Source organism: Pseudomonas sp. GW822-FHT03F04 (assembly GCF_058801405.1).
Genome location: NZ_JBXANF010000008.1, coordinates 1 through 18,255, shown reverse-complemented (window position 1 = coordinate 18,255; position 18,255 = coordinate 1). Strand labels below are relative to the sequence as shown.

Genomic DNA, 18,255 nt, shown 5'->3' with positions numbered 1-18,255 from the left:
CCCTGTGCGAGGAGCAACGACCGATCAGCGTCTATGCTCCTTCGCACGCACGGCGCTGAAACCGATTCGGCGCGGTGTGCTGCCATTCATCACAGGGAAAGTACCGCTTATGAAGCTCCAAGCACTGACGCACGCCATCGCACTTGCCACTGTCCTGTCCGCCACCAGCCTCACGGCATTGGCCGCCGACATTCCACTGTCCGCAGCGGTCGAGGCCGACCAGGTCACCACCAAAGTATTGGCGGTCGACCCGGCCAATCATCAGGTTGTCCTTGAAGGCGCGGAAGGTCGCCAGGTGCACATTCAGCTCAGCGACAAGGCGAAAAACCTCGGCAACCTGAAGGTTGGCGACAAGGTCGACATCCAGGTTACACATTCGATCGCCGCTTTCCTGGACACCGACGTGGATAAAGGTCTGCCTGGCTCCACCGAGCGTACCGGTGAGCTGCGCAACGCCGTGGGCAGCAGCAACCCCGGTGGCGAGGCGTTCCGTCAGATTCAGGTGCAACTGAAAATCACCAGAATTGATTTGAAGAAAAAGCAGGTCACTCTGGAAAACCCTTCGGGCCAATCGAAAACCCTCAACGTCGAAAAGCCTGAAATCCAAGCCAAGCTCAAAGATCTGAAAGTCGGACAGAGCGTTGTGGTCACTTACACCGATGTATTAAAAGTGACCAGTGCACATGAAAGCTGAGTATTAACTCTACAGATTGACTGTTCTTGTACAAATAGTTGTATGAGAACAGTCATATGAAATGTTTGAGTGGGAGAATTCTGAAAGTTTGTCGGGAAATATCGATGATCAATATTCGTTAACGTTTTAGTACATAAAATTCATTTTCAATTAGCACGACATATCCGCCAACTTCCATTAAAATCCCTCCCGTTCGCCCAGTGTCAGGGCTCTTTACCGGTGCATGGATTGCCAGGCCATTACACTGGGCGAACACCTCCTCCGGAGAGATGGCTAAAGAATTCAGATAAAAAAAGGGCGACTGTGAAGTCGCCCTTTTTTATTGTCCTCAGGATTTGGCAGGTCGCATACCTTGCTGCATCTGAATACGCTTGAGTGTTTGCTGGTACATGGTGGTGCGGCGGTGGTTCTTGGCGTAGCCACCGGCGGCGGCCACGGTGCCTGCCTGGATGTGATCCAGGTAGCGGAAGATCGTACGCGGCGAAAGACATTTGATGCCGTAGCCGAGGCTGCTTAATCGATCCTGCAGCGTGTATCCCGGGACCCGGTCGTCCATCGAAAAATGTAGCCCGTGCGCCTTGATCAACCGTGCATTCCACAAGGTGCAGAAGCTTTTCAGGTGGGTTTCCCGGTAGGGTTTTGGCTCCCGGGAACGCAGGCCCAACTGAAGTTTTGCCCGCCGGAAATAGTGTTTGAAATAACGCGAAGACAAGCGCCAGGTGTCTCTTAGAACACCCCGATCAAGCTGTTCGACACAACCGACCGCTGCTGTATCCAAAGATTGCATACACTCGTTGATCATCATTGAAAAGACAGTGCTGTCGAACACGAAAGTGTCGGTGTGCAGCAGAAACAGGTAATCGGTTTCAACTTTCGCAAGTGCCAGATCAAGTGCCTTGCCATGAGCAATATGTCCGGGTTCCTTCCCCGGCGAAGGGCGCTCGATCAAGTTGATCCAGTCAAGGGAACGCAAGTAAGCCAGACTTTCGTCCGCAGAATCGTTGTCCACCACCCACACCGGAATCTGATGATCCTTGACGTATTGCTGGAGAAACTCCAGGCACATCCGGGTTATTTCCGGGGTTTTGTAATTGACCAATACAAGACTGAACGCGGGCTGTTGTGCCGAGGGGAAATCAAACGCTCTCATGGTCAGGGCTCACATCAAGTTGAAGGGTTTTGCATGCGGCAATCGATGCTCGCAACCCGCTGCTTTGTGGCCCGGATGGTAGGGACGCAACCTTAGTTCAAGCTTAATTTTGGAGCGGTCGGGTTCAGTCGACTTGTTACGGCGTGCGACGCAAGCGCAGGCCGCGCACACGGCGACTTTCCACGGTAAGATGCGCCGCCATTTTCAGATCAAGGAAGACAACGGCCCGCGCCGTTTGCCACGGATGAAACCACTTTCCCTCTACCACCCGGCCCTCTACTGGCTGCGCGTGTGGCAAAAAAGACTGTTCCGCCACATCGCCTGGCACTGTTCGAGCAAACGCTACGCACGGCCTGCCGCGACGTCCGAGCGCCTGCCTTATCGCTACCTCAAACACACCTCCAAACTGATTCGCAAACTCGGCGACTCCGACCTTGCGCTGCAACACAACAAAGTCATCAACCTCAAACTCGCCGTCGCCGCCATCGACGGCGTCACCATCGCCCCTGGCGAATATTTCTCCTTCTGCCACCTCGTCGGCCGCCCGACCCGCCAACGCGGCTACGTCGAAGGCATGGAACTGTCCTTCGGCCAGGCCCGCACCGGCATCGGCGGCGGCATCTGCCAACTCAGCAACCTCATCCACTGGATGGCCATTCACTCACCCCTGGTCGTCATCGAACGCGCCAACCACAGCTTCGACCCCTTCCCGGACGACGGCCGCGTCCTGCCGTTCGGCTCTGGCGCGGCGATCTTCTACAACTACATCGACCTGGTGCTGCACAACCCGACGGATCGGAGCTTTCAGCTAAAGCTGAAGGTGGGGGAGACGCAACTGGAAGGGGAGTTGTTGTGTGATCGGGAACGGGCGTATCGGTATCACGTGTTTGAGTTGGGGCATCGGTTTGTGCGGGAGGGGGAGCGGGTGTTTCGGGAGAATGAGATTTGGCGGGAGGTGCGGGAGAAGGGGCAGGTGGGGGCTTTGGTGGAAAGGGAGAAGTTGTATGGGAATCGGGTGGTGGTTAAGTATGAGGTGGCGGAGCAAGTCATTGAAAGGCAGCAGTAGGTTGTGTTTCTTGCCTTAGGGTTTCCAGCGCGTGACGGAAATAACGCAATTACAGGTTTCGGTAGGGATACGTTTCGCCGCATAAGTGAAACGTATCGTCCAAATAATAAACCCCGGAAATCGAGTTTATTACCAGTTCGAGTTTTCCCTTTGATGGGAGTAGCAAATAGAACAGCTCAAAGAATAAGTAGTCCTTGATGAGAGTAGTTGCTACGTCCGGGTGGCTTTTTATCAGAATTGAAAGTGGCGGGTAATCGCAATCTCGTAATGCGGGGATGTCGGCGTAGCCTTGTTTTTTGTCGTCTTGTATGCATTCAGAAATGAATGCGTTTGCTATCTCATGAAAGTGCTCGGGGAGTTCTTGGGTTTTTATTGATAAAGTATATTTTTTGGCATTGTTGGAGAGAGACTCACCGAAGCCAAGGCTGCGGTAGGTGACAGAGGTTGGGTCAATGGTTTTGTATTCTGATTTGAAGATCATGATTGTTTAATCGCTGGAGGGGGCAAAGGCGTTGCTGTATGTACGCAGTCGTGGTCGTCTACATAAGTTAAGAAGCTAAGTGCTGCATTAGTTATCCAGAATGGAAAGCCAGTCGTCTCTGAAAGTAAGATTCTCAAATCGGATGATGACTGAAGCGTCCAGGCATGTACTTGGTTATCTAGGACGATTAATGTTAGCTTCTCATAAGGGTATAGAAAATCGACTTTTTTCCAATAATCTGGGTCGTGTTGTTTTGTCGCGGATTTTAGATTGAATGGGTCAAGGTTTTTTGTGCTGGAGCCAAAGAAGCAGGTTTTGATATTTGAAATTATTTCTTCTAATTCCTCGTTTTTTAGTTGCCGGTTTTTTAGAAGATTTGTGTCGAGTGCTGATTTGATTTCTTTTTCCAAATAATTCATCTAGATGATCCTACTGCTTTACGGAGAAAAGTGAAAAGCGGATGGATTTGTTTTTTTCAACGGAAAATAAATCTGTCCACTTTGGTTTTCTAAGGCTTCCAAAATTGGATTCCTTCCATATGACGCTCAATATCGTCCATGTCATCCTCTCCGAGGGTTGAGTCAGATTTTGTAGTGATGATCTTTCTTACCTTCGCAAGTCTTTGAGTCACGTTCTCGTTGTCAATAAAGTCGGTAGTTGCTTTTTGGTAATCGTTGACAGGCTTGTCGCAATAGTAGCTTCCTATCTTGTGCAGCGAAATCAAGATAAATTCAATTTCCGCTAGAACCTCAAGGGCATCCTCTCCATTGATTTCTATTGTTTGATTTTTTTCTAACATTGATCTCTCCTCAGGTTTATTCTCTTCAGCAAAAAATAAATTTCTATCCTTTGAGTACGTTCTATTGGTTTGTTATGCTTCAAGCATAAAATCTTCGATTTTTTTAATAAATTCCATCTTGTTTTTTGTTTTGAATTCCCCTAGGAATGTCTCAGAATTTTTTAAAGGGTTCCCTTTGTTGTCGTACTTGATCGTTAGGAATTCAATTACAAACTCCCCCGTTGGATCTCCTTCTGGTTCAACTCTGGAGTCAAAGCAGTGTCCCGTAGTTTGTCGTGCACCACCTAGTAAAACTGAACTACTAAACCACTCTGCAGTTTCTGGGGTGAGATCAACCTCGTAAAGATTGTTGATTGTGATTGTCCATCCACTTGGTACTCGGAGGGGTTGGAGTTCGTATTTAAGTTTTGTTCTCATATTGTTTGGTTTTTCTCATGTGTTTTTTAACTTGATCTGGAGGAGCCGGGAAGCTGTGTATTACAGGTTGTCCTGATTTTGTTAGTTTAATACTTACCTGGTTGGTAAGCTCGCCGTTGTTATAGCTTACTGGAGTTTCTGTAAAAATAAATCTGTCCCCTTTGGGTTAGGTGTTGGAGGGGATGATTGAGGGGGGATAGTGGTGATGTTGCTTTAGTCATCTGGTTTGCTTCATGTGTCGGAAGCGTTTTTCGATTCTAGCTTTCCAGGTTTTTTAATACGTTCTCTAACGCGATTTTCAGTTCTACCCAATTTTTGGCTTTTTCACAATGAATCGGATTTTGCCAGTCTTGATTGTGGATTAGAGAGATTACAAAGGAACCGCGAGTGCTGAATTCTGGATACCATCCGATATCGAGTATTTGGCCGCATGGGAAGATCGCTTGAAACATATCCTCCTTCAAATTGTTTATTAGGAGAGAGAGCTTGATCGCTTGATCAAGGTGCGATATATCATCGAAAGTTATTTTGGCTCCGAGTCGGGCTAGGTCTTTTTTCATGATTTATCTAACACCTTGAGAAAGGAAAGTATGTAATATTGGTTTTTTGTAATCGATGTTTCTATATTAGATCTATGTTATAGGTTGGTTATATTGTCTGGTCCGCCATTTTTGATGAGCATGTTTACTCGACGATTGAAGAGCTCGAGATTTTCAGGAATGTTGTTGGTTGCAACTGTTTCTTTGAGAAATGACATTGTTTTCGAGATTCTTCGCTTTTCGTCGTTGTTGGCATCTCGGATAAGATCGAACCCGTTTTTTGAAAGATAGGGTTGTTCGGTTCTCAAGTAGTAATAGCAGCCAATGTTTTCAAGAAGGTCATGCGCATCGGTTATCGTGAGCTCTACAGTGATTAGATACAAGCTGAATGCATTTTTCAGTATTTCTGTCGAGTTGTTCAACGGTTTTAGAAATACACTCGAGTCCTGCCAGTTTCTGATATGCAACTGAGTTCCCCAGTCTGGATCTCTCGTGAAATACTCTCCTTTGCCCCTGAAGTAATCTGGGAACTCATTTTTGTTCAGTGCGATTTCGAAGTTGCTCGTCATTGTGTGGGCCTGGTTTTTGGTGACGGTGATTTTATCAATTCAATGATGTTGTTTTCAATTTCACATTGGCTTCAATTAGTAGCGGGAAAGGGAAGGTTGTTCATTGTAGGTGCGATAGCCAACGTCGAAGTTGCTAGTGGTGTGAGTGTTGCTATATGTGGGGTCGAATAGACCTGTGAGAGGTGGTTGAGTAGGTTTCTCTCTTGGATTTAATTTTTCTAAGGCCTTTTGAAGCTCAAGGTGGCTCTCTATGTATGTGTACTCTGACGAGTTAAATTCAAGTGTTATAGTGCTGGGTGAAATGAATGCGAAGTTAATCAAGAGCTCCGGAGTCGAAAAAAGTCTTCCGCTGATGTCGTAAATTTTGTCTCCGGTATTTAAATTTTGGCCGTAGCGTTCGTGGGTTAAATATCCGTTATCTTGGTTTAATAGTCGCAATAGTTTTTCGTAGCCTTTTATTGACTCAAAGGAAATACTGGCCTGTCTTATTATAAGGAAGCCGTCTTCGGTCATGTTCTCCAAAAAGGTTGAATTCTGCCTGTTGATTGAGGCAATGACGGGCTCGTCGATCAAGTTAAGTAAGAAGTTTGATAGCTTAAGACGAAATTTTTCCCGAGGGTTTTCGATGGGGGGGATGCTGATATAGCTTATAATCCCGCCTGCATTGTCGGAGTCGATCGCGCCAAAACACTCTGTGATATCAATTGAAAAAATCATTTTTGCTTTCTCGATAGTGAACCGATCAAGTGATTTGGGTTCGATTTGCTCGCCTTCGATGGTCTTTAATCCCTTTGGTTCTCTACTCTTTGTATGTAAATGTGCCTCTGAAAGTGATTTCTTTGCCTCGGATTACGCGGGCTGGTGGATTGCCTTGAAAAGTGAAGTCGTATATTGCAATAAGAGTATCTATTGTTTGATTGGTAGGCTGAATATTTTTTGATTTTATGTCTGAGGATATATCGGAGTCGTAAGAAAAGCCTTCAATTGCACTCTTGAGAGAATTGGTGCTATCGACTGTGTCAGCTTCAATAAGATCATTATCTATAAAACCAAGTGAAAATGTATTTGTGAACTCGCATCCAAGCGAGTTTCCATCTTCAGAGTATGTCGGCACCATTATTTCCTGGAGCGTTGATGGCTCCCAGTCAGTTTTTGCAGTCCAGATTGAGACTGTTTTTGTTACTTCCATTTTATCTCTTGGTTTTTTATATCTGAAAAGTGGACAGATTTATTTACCTCAACGAAAAATAAAACTGTACCCTTTTTACACCTTTTTGCAGCACCTTTCTGCAATTTTTGCGCTTTTTGTCTCACTGCGAAACCTTCCGGTGTTGGCCGATAGCTGACCTGGCGGAGGGCAGCAAATGGCAGAGGTGCAGTGATGCTGTCTGATAATGATTAGGGTTTTAAAAGTTTGAACTCAACCATTCATTTTTAAGACAGGTACCAGGTCAAAAACTCGAAAAATCCGCTCCACTTCATTAGCGAATTACCTGATAAAAAATCATCTCGGTTAGCAAGGCTAAAATCTAAAACTTCACCACTGTGTTTGTCATATATGTAGCATCCTTCACCTTGAATACTTGTAAGGCAAATGAGGTTTTCTGGAAGCTCCCATACCTCATGAATAAAACTGGTGCCGATTTCTATTTCGTTGCTGGGGTCTGCGATTTCACACAGCTTTTCATCTGAAGAGCTACTTCTGAAAAATGTTATTGTGTAATTTAAGAAAAACTCTGAAAGTTCACTATTTAAATCTATGCCGAGCGTGTTTAATGCGTCGATAACAGGGCTTTTGTCTTTTCGGTAGGTCTCGCCGGGTTGTTTTTCAATTAGTTGAATCAGCTCATTTGGGATCATTGTGCGGCCTCTGCTGCTCGGTCTTTCCAATGTTGAGGGACTTCTTTCTTGAATAGTTCCCTATCTACAGGCGCATTTGGATGTTGGCTGTGCCCGTATGGATGTACAGCTTCTCGTCTCTTGTAAGGTGAGTTTTGCGACTTTAGTAAAAAGGAGACAGATTGATTTTCTTCAACGAAGAATGAATCTGTCGCCTTTGGTTATATGTCCCCTTTGGTTATAGGCCTGTTTGGTAAACTCAGTTGCGAAAGTAGAGTTCGTCGATCTGCCGTCGTCGAATCGACAAATATTCTTCCCAGACTGTCGGAAAGTCTTTGTCGCGGGTGAAGGGGAAGGTCAGGTAGATGTGTTTCCCGCTAACGCTCAAATACTGCCTGGTCCGTTTGAATGCGGGCTGCTCGTGAACTGATACAGTCTCATCATAACCATCGTGGCGCTGCTGGATACTGATCCGGTGCGGAGCAATCATTCCTCGTGAAAAGTCGATGACCCAGTTACTGTCCACGGCAGTGGTGAGGTAACCGTAGACACCATTGTCGGATAAGCGAATACACGATCTTGCGTGTACGCCCTCGTCATCGTTTACAAGTACAACTTGGTCGTTGAAGTAATTGATGCGATTTTGATTAGGGCCTGTTAGCAGAAGACCCCAACCCTCTGCTCCCATATGGAACTCACCTGTATTGTTAAATTCTGCAATCCAGTTATTCGGGAGGGTGATTTTATGGCAGTTCATGTTGAGTGTTTTAGTTGGCTTGGTGGTTGTGAAAGGGGGGGGGTTATAGCGGATATTCACAGCGCCATGGTGTAGTGAAAATCTCTGGATTGATATCGAGGTTTTCAAGTAGAGCGTTGATCGCATCCTCTGAGTTCATGGTTTCTGTTTTTTCGATAGTAATATCGCGGTCATCTATATCGTCGCTTGTTTCAAGTGTTTCGGTAGGGATTGTAAATATTATAGTCGCGTATCGGGAGCTTTTTGATTGGTGGATGAAATCGTAATATTGGTTTGGGTCGTTGGTGAAGGAGTACTTGTAAATGGCATACACTGAAATCCATTTTCTTAATGATGGTTCATCGGATTTTAGCTCTTGCGCAATGTTGTCGTAGCCTGTCCCGTCAAGCCCATACCATACACTTCGTGGGATATGTTTTTGCGCTGCCATTTTTTCCCTCGAACGTGAGAAGGGGGTATTTTCTTCCGCGAATGATAAATCTGTCCCCTTCTTTGGTTTGAAAAGGTGACAGATTTGTCCATTTTTATTGAGTTCAATCTAGCGGGTACTCGCAAGTCCATGGGGGCGTAAATAGCTCGGGGTTTATGTTGTTTTCATAAAGAAAAGAGTTTATTTCTTCCTCTGTTTCCATGCTTTTGCACTTTGTGATTGTTGTGTCGCTGGCGCCAATACTGTCTCTTGTTTCGAGAAGGTGGATTGGGAGAGTGAATTCCATAATGACGTATTTAGAGTTTTTTGCATCCTCTAAAAACTTGTAATAACGCTCTCCAGGGTATCTATTTTCAAAGTTTAAATGATAAACGGCGTAGATTGCGATCCACTTTCTAAGTGAGTCATTCTGCGAAGGTAGTTCCTGCGCAATCTCTGTATATGATTTTGCCTCCAAGCCCCACCAAACTTTTCTAGGGATTGTCTTCAGGGTGCTCATTTTTGTCCTTCAAATTGGTTTGGCCAGTAGATTCTTATAACTTCCCCTTTCACAGGGTGAAGCTGCAAATGTGGATGATCACCATGTGGGTCGCTCGGCTCGTGATTCGCCATGAGCTGAAAGGAAGAGCTGAAAGGGGACAGATTTATTCTCTTCAGTAAAAAATAAATCTATCCCCTTTATTTTGTAGTTTTGATAGTGCCTTTTAGCTTTCTAGTGGTTACTCTAGATAATAGTTAAATTTTTCTTCCCATCCGAAATTCACATCCTGTTGCTTTGTGCGTTCAAAAATATTAATTATTTTGTTGTACGAGTCTCCCATGTTATTTTGAGAGTGTTCAGAATTTTTCCATATTAAATCTACTGGGCGTTCCACGTCGGTGCTGAGTAGGTCCCATAAGGCGTTGAGGTTGTTTCCATAAAAATCTGTCACCGCAAAAGCAATGGCTATTTTTTTATGAAACTCTTGCTCTGATGAAATGGTTAAGCCATCAAGTACAATTATCATTTTTAAAACTCACTTCCAGGTTCCAATAGAGCTAACGGTGTCGTAGTGGTCGCTAGTTATATAAAGAAGTCCATCGTCTGAATAAAGTAGTCTTGTTCCTGGTTGGTTGCTACGAGACATTGTATTGTTAAGGCCTACATCAGCTTCATACCAAGTTCGACCAGGGGCTGAAGGGAGTACGTTTGTATCATTATGGAAAACATCACCACCTAGCTGACCACCAGGAACGCTATTATTTAGTGCTTTTCCCGGTTTCCAACCACTCTGCGCTGCTTGAGTCTTTGTGACATAGTTGCCTGGAAGCTGTCCCGTCGTTCGTAGGCTTTCAGTCTTGAAAAGGGGACGGATTTATTTTCTTATTTTCTTTAACGAAAAATAAATCGGTCCCCTTTGACCCCTTGACTGTTCAAGAGCATTCTTTCCTTTGAGTTTGATTGTCCTTTTTATTATGTTTTTAGAGTTAAGCCCATGCTATGGATAGATTGTCTGGACGATCAATGGGTACTATGGCCACTGTGCCGCTTGAAGATTGAACATGGATGTTGCTGTTATGAAAAGTGATTTTTTCAAATGGGTTGGTTCCGCTCAATACGATCAGCCAAACTAGTTCGTCGGTGTCTTTTTTGGAAAGTGCAATGAAACCGTCATCTCCGGATGCTAAGCATTCGCCGCAAGTAAAAAAATTGTTGTTAGAGTCTTCTGCTGTATAAGTAGTCGAGAGGCCTTCGCATATGTCGGTGTGGTCTAGTAAGAAATCATTTGCCGGGATCCATATTTTTTTTGTTAGTTTTTCTTCTTTTTCTGAACAATCAAAGAGGCAGTAGAAGCCATTGTTTAACGTAATTGAATTTTGTCGAGGGTATGCTTCTTCAAGCCAATGTTCTTGGATTTTATGTTTGTCGGTAGTGAACATTTTTACTTGCCTATTCGTTTGTCTTTGGTTGGTCGTTTCAAACGAAAAATAAATCTGTCCCCTTTGGTTGCTTTATTTATTTATGGTTTGGTACTTTTTAAGGCAGTTTAGTAATGTTTTCATAAGGTTGCGTTTGTTGGATGGGAGGGCAGGGAAGTATGTTGTCATGTCTGAAAAGATTCGATTGAAGCTTTCGTTATTTTCTAGATAGAATGTAAGTGAGTCTATATACCATTGCTGTTCGCTTGCTATTCGGCTTGTGAAGTCTGGCATTATAAAAGCGTCGAAAAGCTTAGTAAGCTCTAATTCGTTGTTTATGTCTGTACTTGCTATCTGTTCTTCTGCTTCAATATTTTGATCGCTATCCACGTCAAAGGCGAAAAGTAGAGACGGCAAAATATCCAAGGTTGGTTGTGGTTTCATTGTTCGTACTTCGGGTAAGAGATTTTTTGTAGGCCGTTTGTGTCAAGGATTGTAACGGCTTTTGTTTGCTGTTTGTATTTTGTTCCACCTTTTTTATAACCTTCGCCAATTATTCCGCCCATGCTCATAGGGCGTTCGGCTAATGCTTTATTTCCCGTGTTCTTAAAAATTCGCATTGCGCGTGTAATTGCTGCTAATTGAGCTTTGTGACTTGTATAGAGAGTTGAGTTAGGCTTGACTATCTTCCCGCTTTGATAGGTTTCCACTGAAAAGGGGACAGATTTATTTTCTTATTTTCTTTAGCGAAAAATAAATCTGTCCCCTTTAGTCGTGTCCCCTTTAGTCGTCATTTGGTTGTGTATCGAACTCCTCGGAAATCACCCTTGGTGGCTCAAGTTGTTTACTCTATGGCGCTCATGTAAACAGATGGCCCGCAAAGCAATGGGTATTTTGTTTTGAACTCTAATAGAGAGTGTTTGTTTTCTGCGTGGATTAAAAAATACTCGTCAAATTTCTCTATTTTTATATTGAGATCTTCTTGGGTAGGGATGTTTTTTAAGATTAGTTCTTTGGTGTCGGTGCAGCTTAAGCCAATGCGGCAAGTATTGAATCCCGCCTTTATCCACTTTTCAGGTGCGGAATCGGGGGTTTCTGGGATGTCGAACTCGAAGGTTATGTTGGGCCTGTTATTGTCGATTGTTATTTGGAATAGCCTTATCGTGCTTATTTTAATAGGTTTGGTGAATACTCTATTAAATAAGGTATTGCCATCAAGATCATTCCAGGTTTTCATTTTTTTTCCTTGAAGGGGTAGTGTTCTTGGGCGCCGGGGACTTTTCCGTTCCTGGTATTCTCGAAGGGTCGAAGATTTAGGTGCGCCGCCTGATCTCCTACTCCGTTAACATCGTTGTAGGTATGCCCTGCGCTATGGTCTTGAATAACTACTTTTGATCCGTCTGCTCTAGTGTATTGATATTCTCGCGTAATAATAGGTTTTCCATCTTTTCCTAATATCGCTTCACCAGTTTTATCCGTCATGGCCACATATTTATACTGATGCTCTTTGCCTCGCCGAGGATCATATACAAGGTCAGGTTGTTGTGAACGCGGTATGCCGGCATCAGATTTTGCCTGTTTAAACGCTCCATTTCTAGAGAGTGTTGGTGCTTCAGGTTCATCTGATTTGCCCTGAATTGGGGTGTCTTTACTTTCGAGGCACTGTGTATTCAACCCCAACGGATCCACCCAACCAGTAGGGTTAGGCACGTACTGGTAGTTATTCAACCCCCCCGCAAGCTTGATCGGGTCAGGGGTCAAAAACCGTCCAGAGTTCGGATTGTAGTAGCGATGGCGGTTGTAGTGCAGCCCGGTTTCCGCATCGAAGTACTGGCCCTGAAAACGCAGTGGGTTGTCGATTTCGGAAACGTCCAACGCAGCTAGATTGCCATACGCCCGATACTTCGCCGACCACATGATCTCGCCACTGTAGGCGGTCAGTTCCTGTGGGGTGCCGAGGTGGTCGAGTTGGTAATAGAACGGCGCGGCCTGGGCTGGGCCTTCGCCATCAAGCATGGCCAGGGGGCGGAAGGTGCCGGGTTCGTAGAGGTAAGTGCGATAGCGATTTTCACCGCTCTCGACGATCAGTCGTTCGCCTTCCCACAGGAACTCGGTAGTACGCCCATCGACGGTTTTGCTGATGCGGCGCCCAAAAGCGTCGTACTTGTAGGTCGCGGTGCTACCACCCGGCAGGCTGACGCCGATCAGCCGGTGTTGGCAGTCGTACTGATATTCAGTGACCAGCTTCTGACCGGCGCCGCGGCGTTCGCGGCTGAGGTTGCCGAAGGCATCGTAGTCGTAATGGCGGTCGCCCTGCATCAGGAGGCGGTTACCTTTGACGTTGGCCAGGTTGGCGGCGGGCTGGTCACCCTGGCCCAGCAGGTTGCCGGCGGGGTCGTGGGCGAAGCTCTCTGGTGTCGTACCCCGGACGTTGATCAGGCGATCCAGCGGGTCGTAGTAATAGCGCAGGTTGCCCTTTCTACTATCGTCGATACCGGCCAGGTTGCCGTTGGCCTCGTAGGCATAGGTACGGCGGTAGAGATTGTGCTGTTGGTCGTGTTGTTGCTGGCTGACGCTGTGTGCCTGCAGGCGACCCTGGTCGTCGTATTGGTACTGGCTGAGCAGCAGGCCCTGCTGGCGTTGTTGTTCGCGACCGGCATTGAACTGGTGGCTGGTCAGGCGCGAGCCGTTGAGATCGACGCTGCTGAGCTGGCCACCAGGGGCATGGCGATAGTCGAGCTTGCTGCCGTCGGGCAGGCGGCAGTGGCTGAGCTGGCCGAGCTTATCGTACTCGTAGCGCAGGGTGCCCCAGCCTTGGTGTTCGGTGATCAGTCGGTCTTGCAGGTCGTATTCGTAGGTCAGCGGCCAGTGGCCGTCGTCGACATTCACCAAGCGACCCAAGGCGTCGTAGCGGTAGTGGGTCTCTTCGCCATCGGCCAGGACTTTCACCAGCAGCCGGCCAGCAGCATCGCGCAGGTACTCCGTGACCAGTTCGCAGCCGTCGTCGCCAAACTCGGTTTTCTTCAGCAGATTGCCGTTGAGGTCGTAGGCGTAGGCAGTGCTGCGCCCGTCGAAGCCGGTTTCCTGCTGGATCAGGCCGTTGGGGTAGTAGTCCAAGTGGTACTGCTCGCCGCGCTCGTTTTCGATATCGGTGAGCAGCAGGCGCGCGTTGTCGTAGCGATAACGTAACTGGCTGCCGTCGGGGTTGATGCGGCGGCTGACCAGGTGGAGGTTGTCGGCGTATTCGTAGCGAGTGACGCGCCCCAGTTCATCGCGTTCGGCGGTGACTTTGCCATAGGCGTTGTAGCTGAAGGCGCGGGTCGCGCCGCCGGGCAGGGTGACCTGTGCCAGGCGGTTGGCGGCGTCCCACTGGTAGTGGGTGATGTCGCCACTTTCGTCCTGACGGGTGATCTGCCGGCCCAGGGCATCGTAGCGGTATTTGCGTTGGCCGCCGTCGGGCAGGCGCTCTTCCAGAAGTTGGCCGAGGCCGTTCCAGCCCAGTTGGTGGCGGCTGCCGTCGGCGTGGCTAATTTCCAGCAGGCGGCCCTGGCGGTCGTAGCGGTAGTGGGTTTCGTTGCCGTCGGGGTCGGTCTGTTGCGTGATGTCGCCCTGGAGGTTGCGCTGGTATTTCCAGCTGGCTTTACCCCGACGGACCACTCGTACGAAACCGTTGTGGTGCTGGTAGGTGGTCGGTTCGTCATCGGGAGGGATGATTGCGACCAAGCGCCCGGCTTCGTTGTACTGATATTCGGTAACGGCGCCGAGCGGGTCTTTCTCGGCAATCAGCCGGCCTTTTTCATCGTAGGCTTTTTGCGTTTCTGCGCCGTCAGGGGCGGTCTGGCTGACCAGTCGAGCATTTTCGTCGTGTACGTAAACCTGCTCGCTGCCATCGACGTTGATGACAGTGACTGTGCCTTGGTCGTCCCACACATACCGGGAATCGATTTGCGAAAGGTTGGACCACTGGCGGATACAGCGGGCTGCCTTGCCTTCTCGCTCCCACTCCCAGAAAAAACTTGCACCACCGGCCAGTTGACGTTGCTGAATGACATGCCGCTCGTCATAGCGATAGTGTTCGACTTCCCCGGCGGCGTTGGTGGCACTGATGAGCTGGTTGCGTTCGTTGTACTGGTAGCTGACCAGGGTCTGTACCGTCAACCACGGCTCCTGACGCTCACCTCGTTCGTCGTACTCGGGGCGGCGCTGCTGATAGTCCACTGCTGCGATATGGCGGTCGTCATAGCGCAGGAAAAGGCTGCGCCCGGCGCCATTGTCGATGCGCTGGATACGATCGACCAGGTCATAGCTGATGTGCAGTTGGTTATCGTAGGCGTCGCTGATTGTGGTCAGGCGCCCGGTTCGGAAATGATAGAAGCGCGCACCTTGCCCGGTCTGGGTCAGGATCAGTTCACCTGGCGAATCGCCTAGGAAAATCGCCGCTTCGGCCAAGCTGTTGGTAATGACCGGACGTTGTTCGTTTGGCAGTGGAAACTGGGTCTGGCGGTTTTCGCTGTCAGTCCACAGCACCCCTTCATCGTTGATTTGCAACCGATGGGACAGCGAATGGCTCCAGCCGAAACCCAGGCGGTTGTCGATTTCCACCGCACTGGTGCGATACAGCCGCGTCCATTCCAGGGGCAGTAGGCCGTCGAGTTCACCGTCAGTGAGGGTCAGCAGCTCCTCGCCAGTGACCATCGAGATGGGGTCGCCCTCACAGCGGGTGTTCTTCGTGCATTGTGTTGCTTGCCCTGCCGGATTCTCGGACTGCTTGGGCACATCCTTGATCGGCTCTTCTTTGACCAGCAGGCTTTGAGGTTCTGTTTTCTTCCGGGCAAACACCGAGGCGTTCGGCTCCTTCAGTATGGGGGTGTCGACAGTCTTGGGCAGAGGCACAGGGCCACCGCCAGCATCAAGGGGGCTGATAGTGAGGGGGGCCTTCTTGCTCGCGTTCAGCGGAGCATCTTTAGCCTTTAGCATCACAGGTTTGGATAGCTGTGTATGAGCCGGAAGACTATGCTTGGTGCTGGCCACCATCAGTTGCTCAGCCAGACCCTCAAGGTATTTGAGGGCTCCCCCAGGCTTCATTTTACTTAGGGCCTTGGTGCCCAACCGCACAGCAAGACCGGCTCCGCCGGTGAGACAGATACCAATGACTACGTTGATCAGGAACTCTACACCGATGCTTGCGATCACGTTGACGATCACCTGCGGCGGCAGCATGCCGACCCAGGCCACAATTGCCGAGATGTAGATGAACATCAGCGGTTCGTCGTTGAGTATCAACAAGGCGGAGGCAATTGCGTCTTGGGAGGTCGCGTAGAGCTTATCGAGTTCAAGGTCTGATAAGTAGTCGCGAAGCTTTTTGGCATTTCCTATCGGATCGGCCAGAAGGCCTACAAGGTCCTTCAAGTCATCCCACAAATTAAGCAATGCTTGCTCGAAACTATCGAGTGCTTCTCGCAGCAGAATTCCCGTGCGACCCAAACGATCTGCCGCGGAGTAGGTGTTCCATTGCGGTTGGAACTTGCTCGCCCACTCGCTTTTCAACCAGCCGTCGATGTCGCTGATCACACCTTTGTAAGAGCCATAAAGGGCTTTGAGATCGTTTTCCGAAACGTCTGGAAAGAAGGTGATGCGATATTGTTTTCCCGGGATGCAATTATCGATGGTTTCGATCCCGCTTGGACCGATTTTTTTATTGATTGGGGCTCCCACCACGGAGTAGCCAATCATTGCTTTTTCGACCTGTTCGATACGCACCGGGGTATTGCCGATTGGCACGTAGCGTGCAGTCTCGAATGCATGGATTAGCGTAAGCTTGCCATCTTTTGGACACACGGCAAAGGTCTCGACGGCCCCTGTCCTGGTTCTACGCTGCGTAACACTGACCTCATTGCCGACCTTGAATTTCTGGTCGACGTCCATGGCCCAGCCTGTCCAGAAACCGTCCGCCCAATTCTTGTAGTCACTCAGGCAATTATTGAAGTCCTTGAGGATCAGGTTCACGTCAGGTGCTTTTGCGTCCAGTACCCGAAGGACCAAGGTTCCCAGTGGGCTGCTAATCATGCGTTGACTTCCTTTGTCAGATGGGCGGCGAGGCGCTCTGCCATTTCTTCTGTATTTGGGTTTTGGCGTACGAAGCGCTCGACCTTTCTACGCAGGTTGGCTTCAGGGAATTCGAAGTAAAGCTCTGGACAGTCCTCTGATAGCCACTGCATCAGGTTTTCGACGACGGTGGTGTGGTCTTTTTCGGCAAGTGTATTCAAGAGTTTTTCAGGCACCTCCCACCACGGCCAATCCTTCGCCTTTGGCACCACCCTCGGCCCGACTTCCAGGCTCTGTCCATTGATCAGGTAACGCTCAAACACCGGCAGCACCTCCCCAGCGCTCTCACCCAGCCCTTCAAGAATCGGATAAATATGCCGCCCATCCCAGAAGCGGAAAAACACCTCGGTCCCGTCCGGCATCTTCACTTGGGTCAGGCTGCGCAGGTGTTCGAAGACTTCGTTGGGTTCCGAGCGGGAAACCGCCAGCCAGCCCCAGTCGAGGGCGTCGGTTTCGGTGATCCAGGGCAGGAAGGCCGAGTTGGCCTTGAGTTCGGCGACGTAAGGCATCACCGGTTGCCAGGTGGAGTAGGGCGTTCCGCCCCAGGCGGGAATGGCCTGGACGGACGGTTCGCTCTGATACAAGGCTTTGAGCGCTTCGGCATCGCTGGCGGCGCTGACGATCAGGTACAGGCGTTCGTTCGCCTTGAGCGGGTGCGCGGAGAGCCAGGCCTGGGGAGTGATTTTTTCAGATGCCACAACAACCGTCCTTGATGGGTGAGTCTAAAAACTCATGTCCGCTTCAATGTTTTCTTCGTAACCCGAAAGTTTGCGCAGAACGCTTTCGCTTCCCGAGTATTTTTCTTTCAACTGCTTGAGCTGCTGATCTGTTCCCTTGCAGTACGTGTTTGCATTGCTGACGAACCGATTGATGTTGTCAGGGTCGGCCGGGTCGTACTCGGGAATATCACCGCGAAGCGAGTCACAGTTGTTTCTCTTGATTACGTAGCTGGAGACGTCGTCGGGTACAGCGCTGCGACGCTCGGCTGCGGAGGCGGTCTGCGGTTGAGTCAGCAAGACACCAGATAAACAGCATGACAAAACGCGCAGATTGACTCGGCCTCTGAGCGCTATGAGATTTGTTCGCGTATGGCGCCCGCAAGTCAGATCGCGCATGCCCCTGCCTTACACTTCTCACACTCTTCACAAAACGGCGCATTACGCTTGAGCGTGTTGATCTGCGCCGGCGTCAGCACAGCACCCGCCTTATCGGCATCTGCCTGTTTCAGCACGCCCGGCATCAACGGCGCCGCACCCGTGCCGCTCCCCGGTCCACCACCCGAATTGATGTTGATCGCCGGCCCGCTCATGGTCACACCGCCGCCATCGATCTTGATGAAGCTGCCACCGCCGACCAACGTCAGTTCAGCCCCAGCCTCCAGCACGACCTTCATCCCGCTGCTCAGGTGAATTTCCTGCCCAGCGTCGATGAACTGCCCGGTGCCGATCTTGATGTGCTGGTTCACGCCCACGGTCAGGTGGTCGTTGGCCCGTGCTTCGACTTTGCGGTC

The 18,255-nt window shown here is 49.0% G+C and carries 24 protein-coding genes and 1 pseudogene; 2 read left to right on the top strand and 23 right to left on the bottom strand.

Annotation, left to right across the window (positions count from 1 at the left end; genetic code table 11):
• Positions 1-109: 109 nt before the first annotated feature.
• Positions 110-694 (top strand): hypothetical protein, encoded by a 585-nt coding sequence (locus AC1RMX_RS19455; RefSeq protein WP_096821360.1) that lies wholly within the window; start codon positions 110-112, stop codon positions 692-694.
• A gap of 328 nt (positions 695-1,022) precedes the next feature.
• On the opposite strand, the gene AC1RMX_RS19450 is transcribed toward AC1RMX_RS19455, so the two are convergent.
• Entirely contained in the window at positions 1,023-1,844 is an 822-nt protein-coding gene (locus tag AC1RMX_RS19450) for a glycosyltransferase family 2 protein (protein WP_493072764.1), read from the bottom strand.
• A gap of 244 nt (positions 1,845-2,088) precedes the next feature.
• Here AC1RMX_RS19450 and AC1RMX_RS19445 point away from each other — a divergent pair, with 244 nt between their 5' ends.
• Positions 2,089-2,910 (top strand): VanW family protein, encoded by an 822-nt coding sequence (locus AC1RMX_RS19445; RefSeq protein ID WP_493072914.1) that lies wholly within the window; start codon positions 2,089-2,091, stop codon positions 2,908-2,910.
• A gap of 49 nt (positions 2,911-2,959) precedes the next feature.
• Here AC1RMX_RS19445 and AC1RMX_RS19440 read toward each other — a convergent pair whose 3' ends face one another.
• The 22 genes and pseudogenes from AC1RMX_RS19440 to AC1RMX_RS19335 all read right to left on the bottom strand — a co-directional run.
• Positions 2,960-3,391 (bottom strand): hypothetical protein, encoded by a 432-nt coding sequence (locus AC1RMX_RS19440; protein WP_493072763.1) that lies wholly within the window; start codon positions 3,389-3,391, stop codon positions 2,960-2,962.
• A complete protein-coding gene (locus AC1RMX_RS19435; RefSeq protein ID WP_493072762.1) occupies positions 3,388-3,810 on the bottom strand; it encodes a hypothetical protein in 423 nt (140 codons plus the stop codon). Before AC1RMX_RS19435 ends, AC1RMX_RS19440 begins: the two co-directional genes overlap by 4 nt.
• Positions 3,811-3,899: 89 nt before the next feature.
• Positions 3,900-4,190, bottom strand: a complete 291-nt coding sequence (locus AC1RMX_RS19430; RefSeq protein WP_493072761.1) for a hypothetical protein — start codon at positions 4,188-4,190, stop codon at positions 3,900-3,902.
• 72 nt (positions 4,191-4,262) lie between these two features.
• Complete coding sequence (locus tag AC1RMX_RS19425; protein ID WP_493072760.1) at positions 4,263-4,607, bottom strand: hypothetical protein; 345 nt, start codon at positions 4,605-4,607, stop codon at positions 4,263-4,265.
• Positions 4,608-4,864: 257 nt separating this feature from the next.
• Positions 4,865-5,167: a hypothetical protein gene (locus AC1RMX_RS19420; RefSeq protein WP_493072759.1), complete on the bottom strand. Its 303-nt coding sequence runs from the start codon at positions 5,165-5,167 to the stop codon at positions 4,865-4,867.
• Positions 5,168-5,244: 77 nt separating this feature from the next.
• Positions 5,245-5,715 carry a hypothetical protein gene (locus tag AC1RMX_RS19415; RefSeq protein WP_493072758.1) on the bottom strand — a complete coding sequence of 157 codons (471 nt, stop codon included), beginning with the start codon at positions 5,713-5,715 and terminating at the stop codon, positions 5,245-5,247.
• A 75-nt stretch (positions 5,716-5,790) separates the two neighbouring features.
• Positions 5,791-6,432 (bottom strand): hypothetical protein, encoded by a 642-nt coding sequence (locus AC1RMX_RS19410; RefSeq protein WP_493072757.1) that lies wholly within the window; start codon positions 6,430-6,432, stop codon positions 5,791-5,793.
• An 82-nt stretch (positions 6,433-6,514) separates the two neighbouring features.
• Entirely contained in the window at positions 6,515-6,904 is a 390-nt protein-coding gene (locus AC1RMX_RS19405; protein WP_493072756.1) for an immunity 22 family protein, read from the bottom strand.
• 245 nt (positions 6,905-7,149) lie between these two features.
• On the bottom strand, positions 7,150-7,575 hold the full coding sequence (locus tag AC1RMX_RS19400) for an SMI1/KNR4 family protein (protein ID WP_493072755.1): 426 nt from the start codon (positions 7,573-7,575) through the stop codon (positions 7,150-7,152).
• Between the two features lie 238 nt (positions 7,576-7,813).
• Complete coding sequence (locus tag AC1RMX_RS19395; RefSeq protein WP_493072754.1) at positions 7,814-8,371, bottom strand: hypothetical protein; 558 nt, start codon at positions 8,369-8,371, stop codon at positions 7,814-7,816.
• Entirely contained in the window at positions 8,355-8,741 is a 387-nt protein-coding gene (locus AC1RMX_RS19390) for a hypothetical protein (protein WP_493072753.1), read from the bottom strand. The genes AC1RMX_RS19395 and AC1RMX_RS19390 overlap by 17 nt, the downstream gene beginning before the upstream one ends.
• A gap of 103 nt (positions 8,742-8,844) precedes the next feature.
• On the bottom strand, positions 8,845-9,240 hold the full coding sequence (locus AC1RMX_RS19385) for a hypothetical protein (protein ID WP_493072752.1): 396 nt from the start codon (positions 9,238-9,240) through the stop codon (positions 8,845-8,847).
• Positions 9,241-9,460: 220 nt separating this feature from the next.
• Positions 9,461-9,748, bottom strand: coding sequence for a barstar family protein (locus AC1RMX_RS19380; protein WP_493072751.1), 288 nt, complete (start codon positions 9,746-9,748; stop codon positions 9,461-9,463).
• Positions 9,749-9,757: 9 nt separating this feature from the next.
• On the bottom strand, positions 9,758-10,096 hold the full coding sequence (locus tag AC1RMX_RS19375; RefSeq protein ID WP_493072912.1) for a ribonuclease domain-containing protein: 339 nt from the start codon (positions 10,094-10,096) through the stop codon (positions 9,758-9,760).
• Positions 10,097-10,208: 112 nt separating this feature from the next.
• On the bottom strand, positions 10,209-10,661 hold the full coding sequence (locus AC1RMX_RS19370; protein WP_493072750.1) for a hypothetical protein: 453 nt from the start codon (positions 10,659-10,661) through the stop codon (positions 10,209-10,211).
• A gap of 72 nt (positions 10,662-10,733) precedes the next feature.
• Positions 10,734-11,084 carry a hypothetical protein gene (locus AC1RMX_RS19365; RefSeq protein WP_096823082.1) on the bottom strand — a complete coding sequence of 117 codons (351 nt, stop codon included), beginning with the start codon at positions 11,082-11,084 and terminating at the stop codon, positions 10,734-10,736.
• Positions 11,081-11,350: a hypothetical protein gene (locus tag AC1RMX_RS19360; RefSeq protein WP_141401813.1), complete on the bottom strand. Its 270-nt coding sequence runs from the start codon at positions 11,348-11,350 to the stop codon at positions 11,081-11,083. The genes AC1RMX_RS19365 and AC1RMX_RS19360 overlap by 4 nt, the downstream gene beginning before the upstream one ends.
• Before the next feature lie 134 nt (positions 11,351-11,484).
• Complete coding sequence (locus AC1RMX_RS19355) at positions 11,485-11,877, bottom strand: Imm50 family immunity protein (protein WP_096823081.1); 393 nt, start codon at positions 11,875-11,877, stop codon at positions 11,485-11,487.
• Positions 11,874-16,706, bottom strand: coding sequence for an RHS repeat-associated core domain-containing protein (locus AC1RMX_RS19350; RefSeq protein WP_255261980.1), 4,833 nt, complete (start codon positions 16,704-16,706; stop codon positions 11,874-11,876). Before AC1RMX_RS19350 ends, AC1RMX_RS19355 begins: the two co-directional genes overlap by 4 nt.
• On the bottom strand, positions 16,703-17,443 hold the full coding sequence (locus tag AC1RMX_RS19345) for a DUF4123 domain-containing protein (RefSeq protein ID WP_493072749.1): 741 nt from the start codon (positions 17,441-17,443) through the stop codon (positions 16,703-16,705). The genes AC1RMX_RS19350 and AC1RMX_RS19345 overlap by 4 nt, the downstream gene beginning before the upstream one ends.
• Before the next feature lie 24 nt (positions 17,444-17,467).
• On the bottom strand, positions 17,468-17,860 hold the full coding sequence (locus tag AC1RMX_RS19340; RefSeq protein WP_244142456.1) for a hypothetical protein: 393 nt from the start codon (positions 17,858-17,860) through the stop codon (positions 17,468-17,470).
• Positions 17,848-18,255, bottom strand: a pseudogene (locus tag AC1RMX_RS19335) (DUF2345 domain-containing protein); the annotation flags it as partial. The pseudogene AC1RMX_RS19335 and the gene AC1RMX_RS19340, both read right to left, overlap by 13 nt.

Excerpts from the sequence above, each read along its gene's own strand:
- AC1RMX_RS19455 (WP_096821360.1), top strand. The coding sequence starts at position 110 with ATGAAGCTCCAAGCACTGACGCACGCCATCGCACTTGCCACTGTCCTG.
- AC1RMX_RS19450 (WP_493072764.1), bottom strand. The coding sequence starts at position 1,844 with ATGAGAGCGTTTGATTTCCCCTCGGCACAACAGCCCGCGTTCAGTCTT.
- AC1RMX_RS19445 (WP_493072914.1), top strand. The coding sequence starts at position 2,089 with ATGAAACCACTTTCCCTCTACCACCCGGCCCTCTACTGGCTGCGCGTG.
- AC1RMX_RS19440 (WP_493072763.1), bottom strand. The coding sequence starts at position 3,391 with ATGATCTTCAAATCAGAATACAAAACCATTGACCCAACCTCTGTCACC.
- AC1RMX_RS19435 (WP_493072762.1), bottom strand. The coding sequence starts at position 3,810 with ATGAATTATTTGGAAAAAGAAATCAAATCAGCACTCGACACAAATCTT.
- AC1RMX_RS19430 (WP_493072761.1), bottom strand. The coding sequence starts at position 4,190 with ATGTTAGAAAAAAATCAAACAATAGAAATCAATGGAGAGGATGCCCTT.
- AC1RMX_RS19425 (WP_493072760.1), bottom strand. The coding sequence starts at position 4,607 with ATGAGAACAAAACTTAAATACGAACTCCAACCCCTCCGAGTACCAAGT.
- AC1RMX_RS19420 (WP_493072759.1), bottom strand. The coding sequence starts at position 5,167 with ATGAAAAAAGACCTAGCCCGACTCGGAGCCAAAATAACTTTCGATGAT.
- AC1RMX_RS19415 (WP_493072758.1), bottom strand. The coding sequence starts at position 5,715 with ATGACGAGCAACTTCGAAATCGCACTGAACAAAAATGAGTTCCCAGAT.
- AC1RMX_RS19410 (WP_493072757.1), bottom strand. The coding sequence starts at position 6,432 with ATGATTTTTTCAATTGATATCACAGAGTGTTTTGGCGCGATCGACTCC.
- AC1RMX_RS19405 (WP_493072756.1), bottom strand. The coding sequence starts at position 6,904 with ATGGAAGTAACAAAAACAGTCTCAATCTGGACTGCAAAAACTGACTGG.
- AC1RMX_RS19400 (WP_493072755.1), bottom strand. The coding sequence starts at position 7,575 with ATGATCCCAAATGAGCTGATTCAACTAATTGAAAAACAACCCGGCGAG.
- AC1RMX_RS19390 (WP_493072753.1), bottom strand. The coding sequence starts at position 8,741 with ATGGCAGCGCAAAAACATATCCCACGAAGTGTATGGTATGGGCTTGAC.
- AC1RMX_RS19385 (WP_493072752.1), bottom strand. The coding sequence starts at position 9,240 with ATGAGCACCCTGAAGACAATCCCTAGAAAAGTTTGGTGGGGCTTGGAG.
- AC1RMX_RS19380 (WP_493072751.1), bottom strand. The coding sequence starts at position 9,748 with ATGATAATTGTACTTGATGGCTTAACCATTTCATCAGAGCAAGAGTTT.
- AC1RMX_RS19370 (WP_493072750.1), bottom strand. The coding sequence starts at position 10,661 with ATGTTCACTACCGACAAACATAAAATCCAAGAACATTGGCTTGAAGAA.
- AC1RMX_RS19365 (WP_096823082.1), bottom strand. The coding sequence starts at position 11,084 with ATGAAACCACAACCAACCTTGGATATTTTGCCGTCTCTACTTTTCGCC.
- AC1RMX_RS19355 (WP_096823081.1), bottom strand. The coding sequence starts at position 11,877 with ATGAAAACCTGGAATGATCTTGATGGCAATACCTTATTTAATAGAGTA.
- AC1RMX_RS19350 (WP_255261980.1), bottom strand. The coding sequence starts at position 16,706 with ATGATTAGCAGCCCACTGGGAACCTTGGTCCTTCGGGTACTGGACGCA.
- AC1RMX_RS19340 (WP_244142456.1), bottom strand. The coding sequence starts at position 17,860 with ATGCGCGATCTGACTTGCGGGCGCCATACGCGAACAAATCTCATAGCG.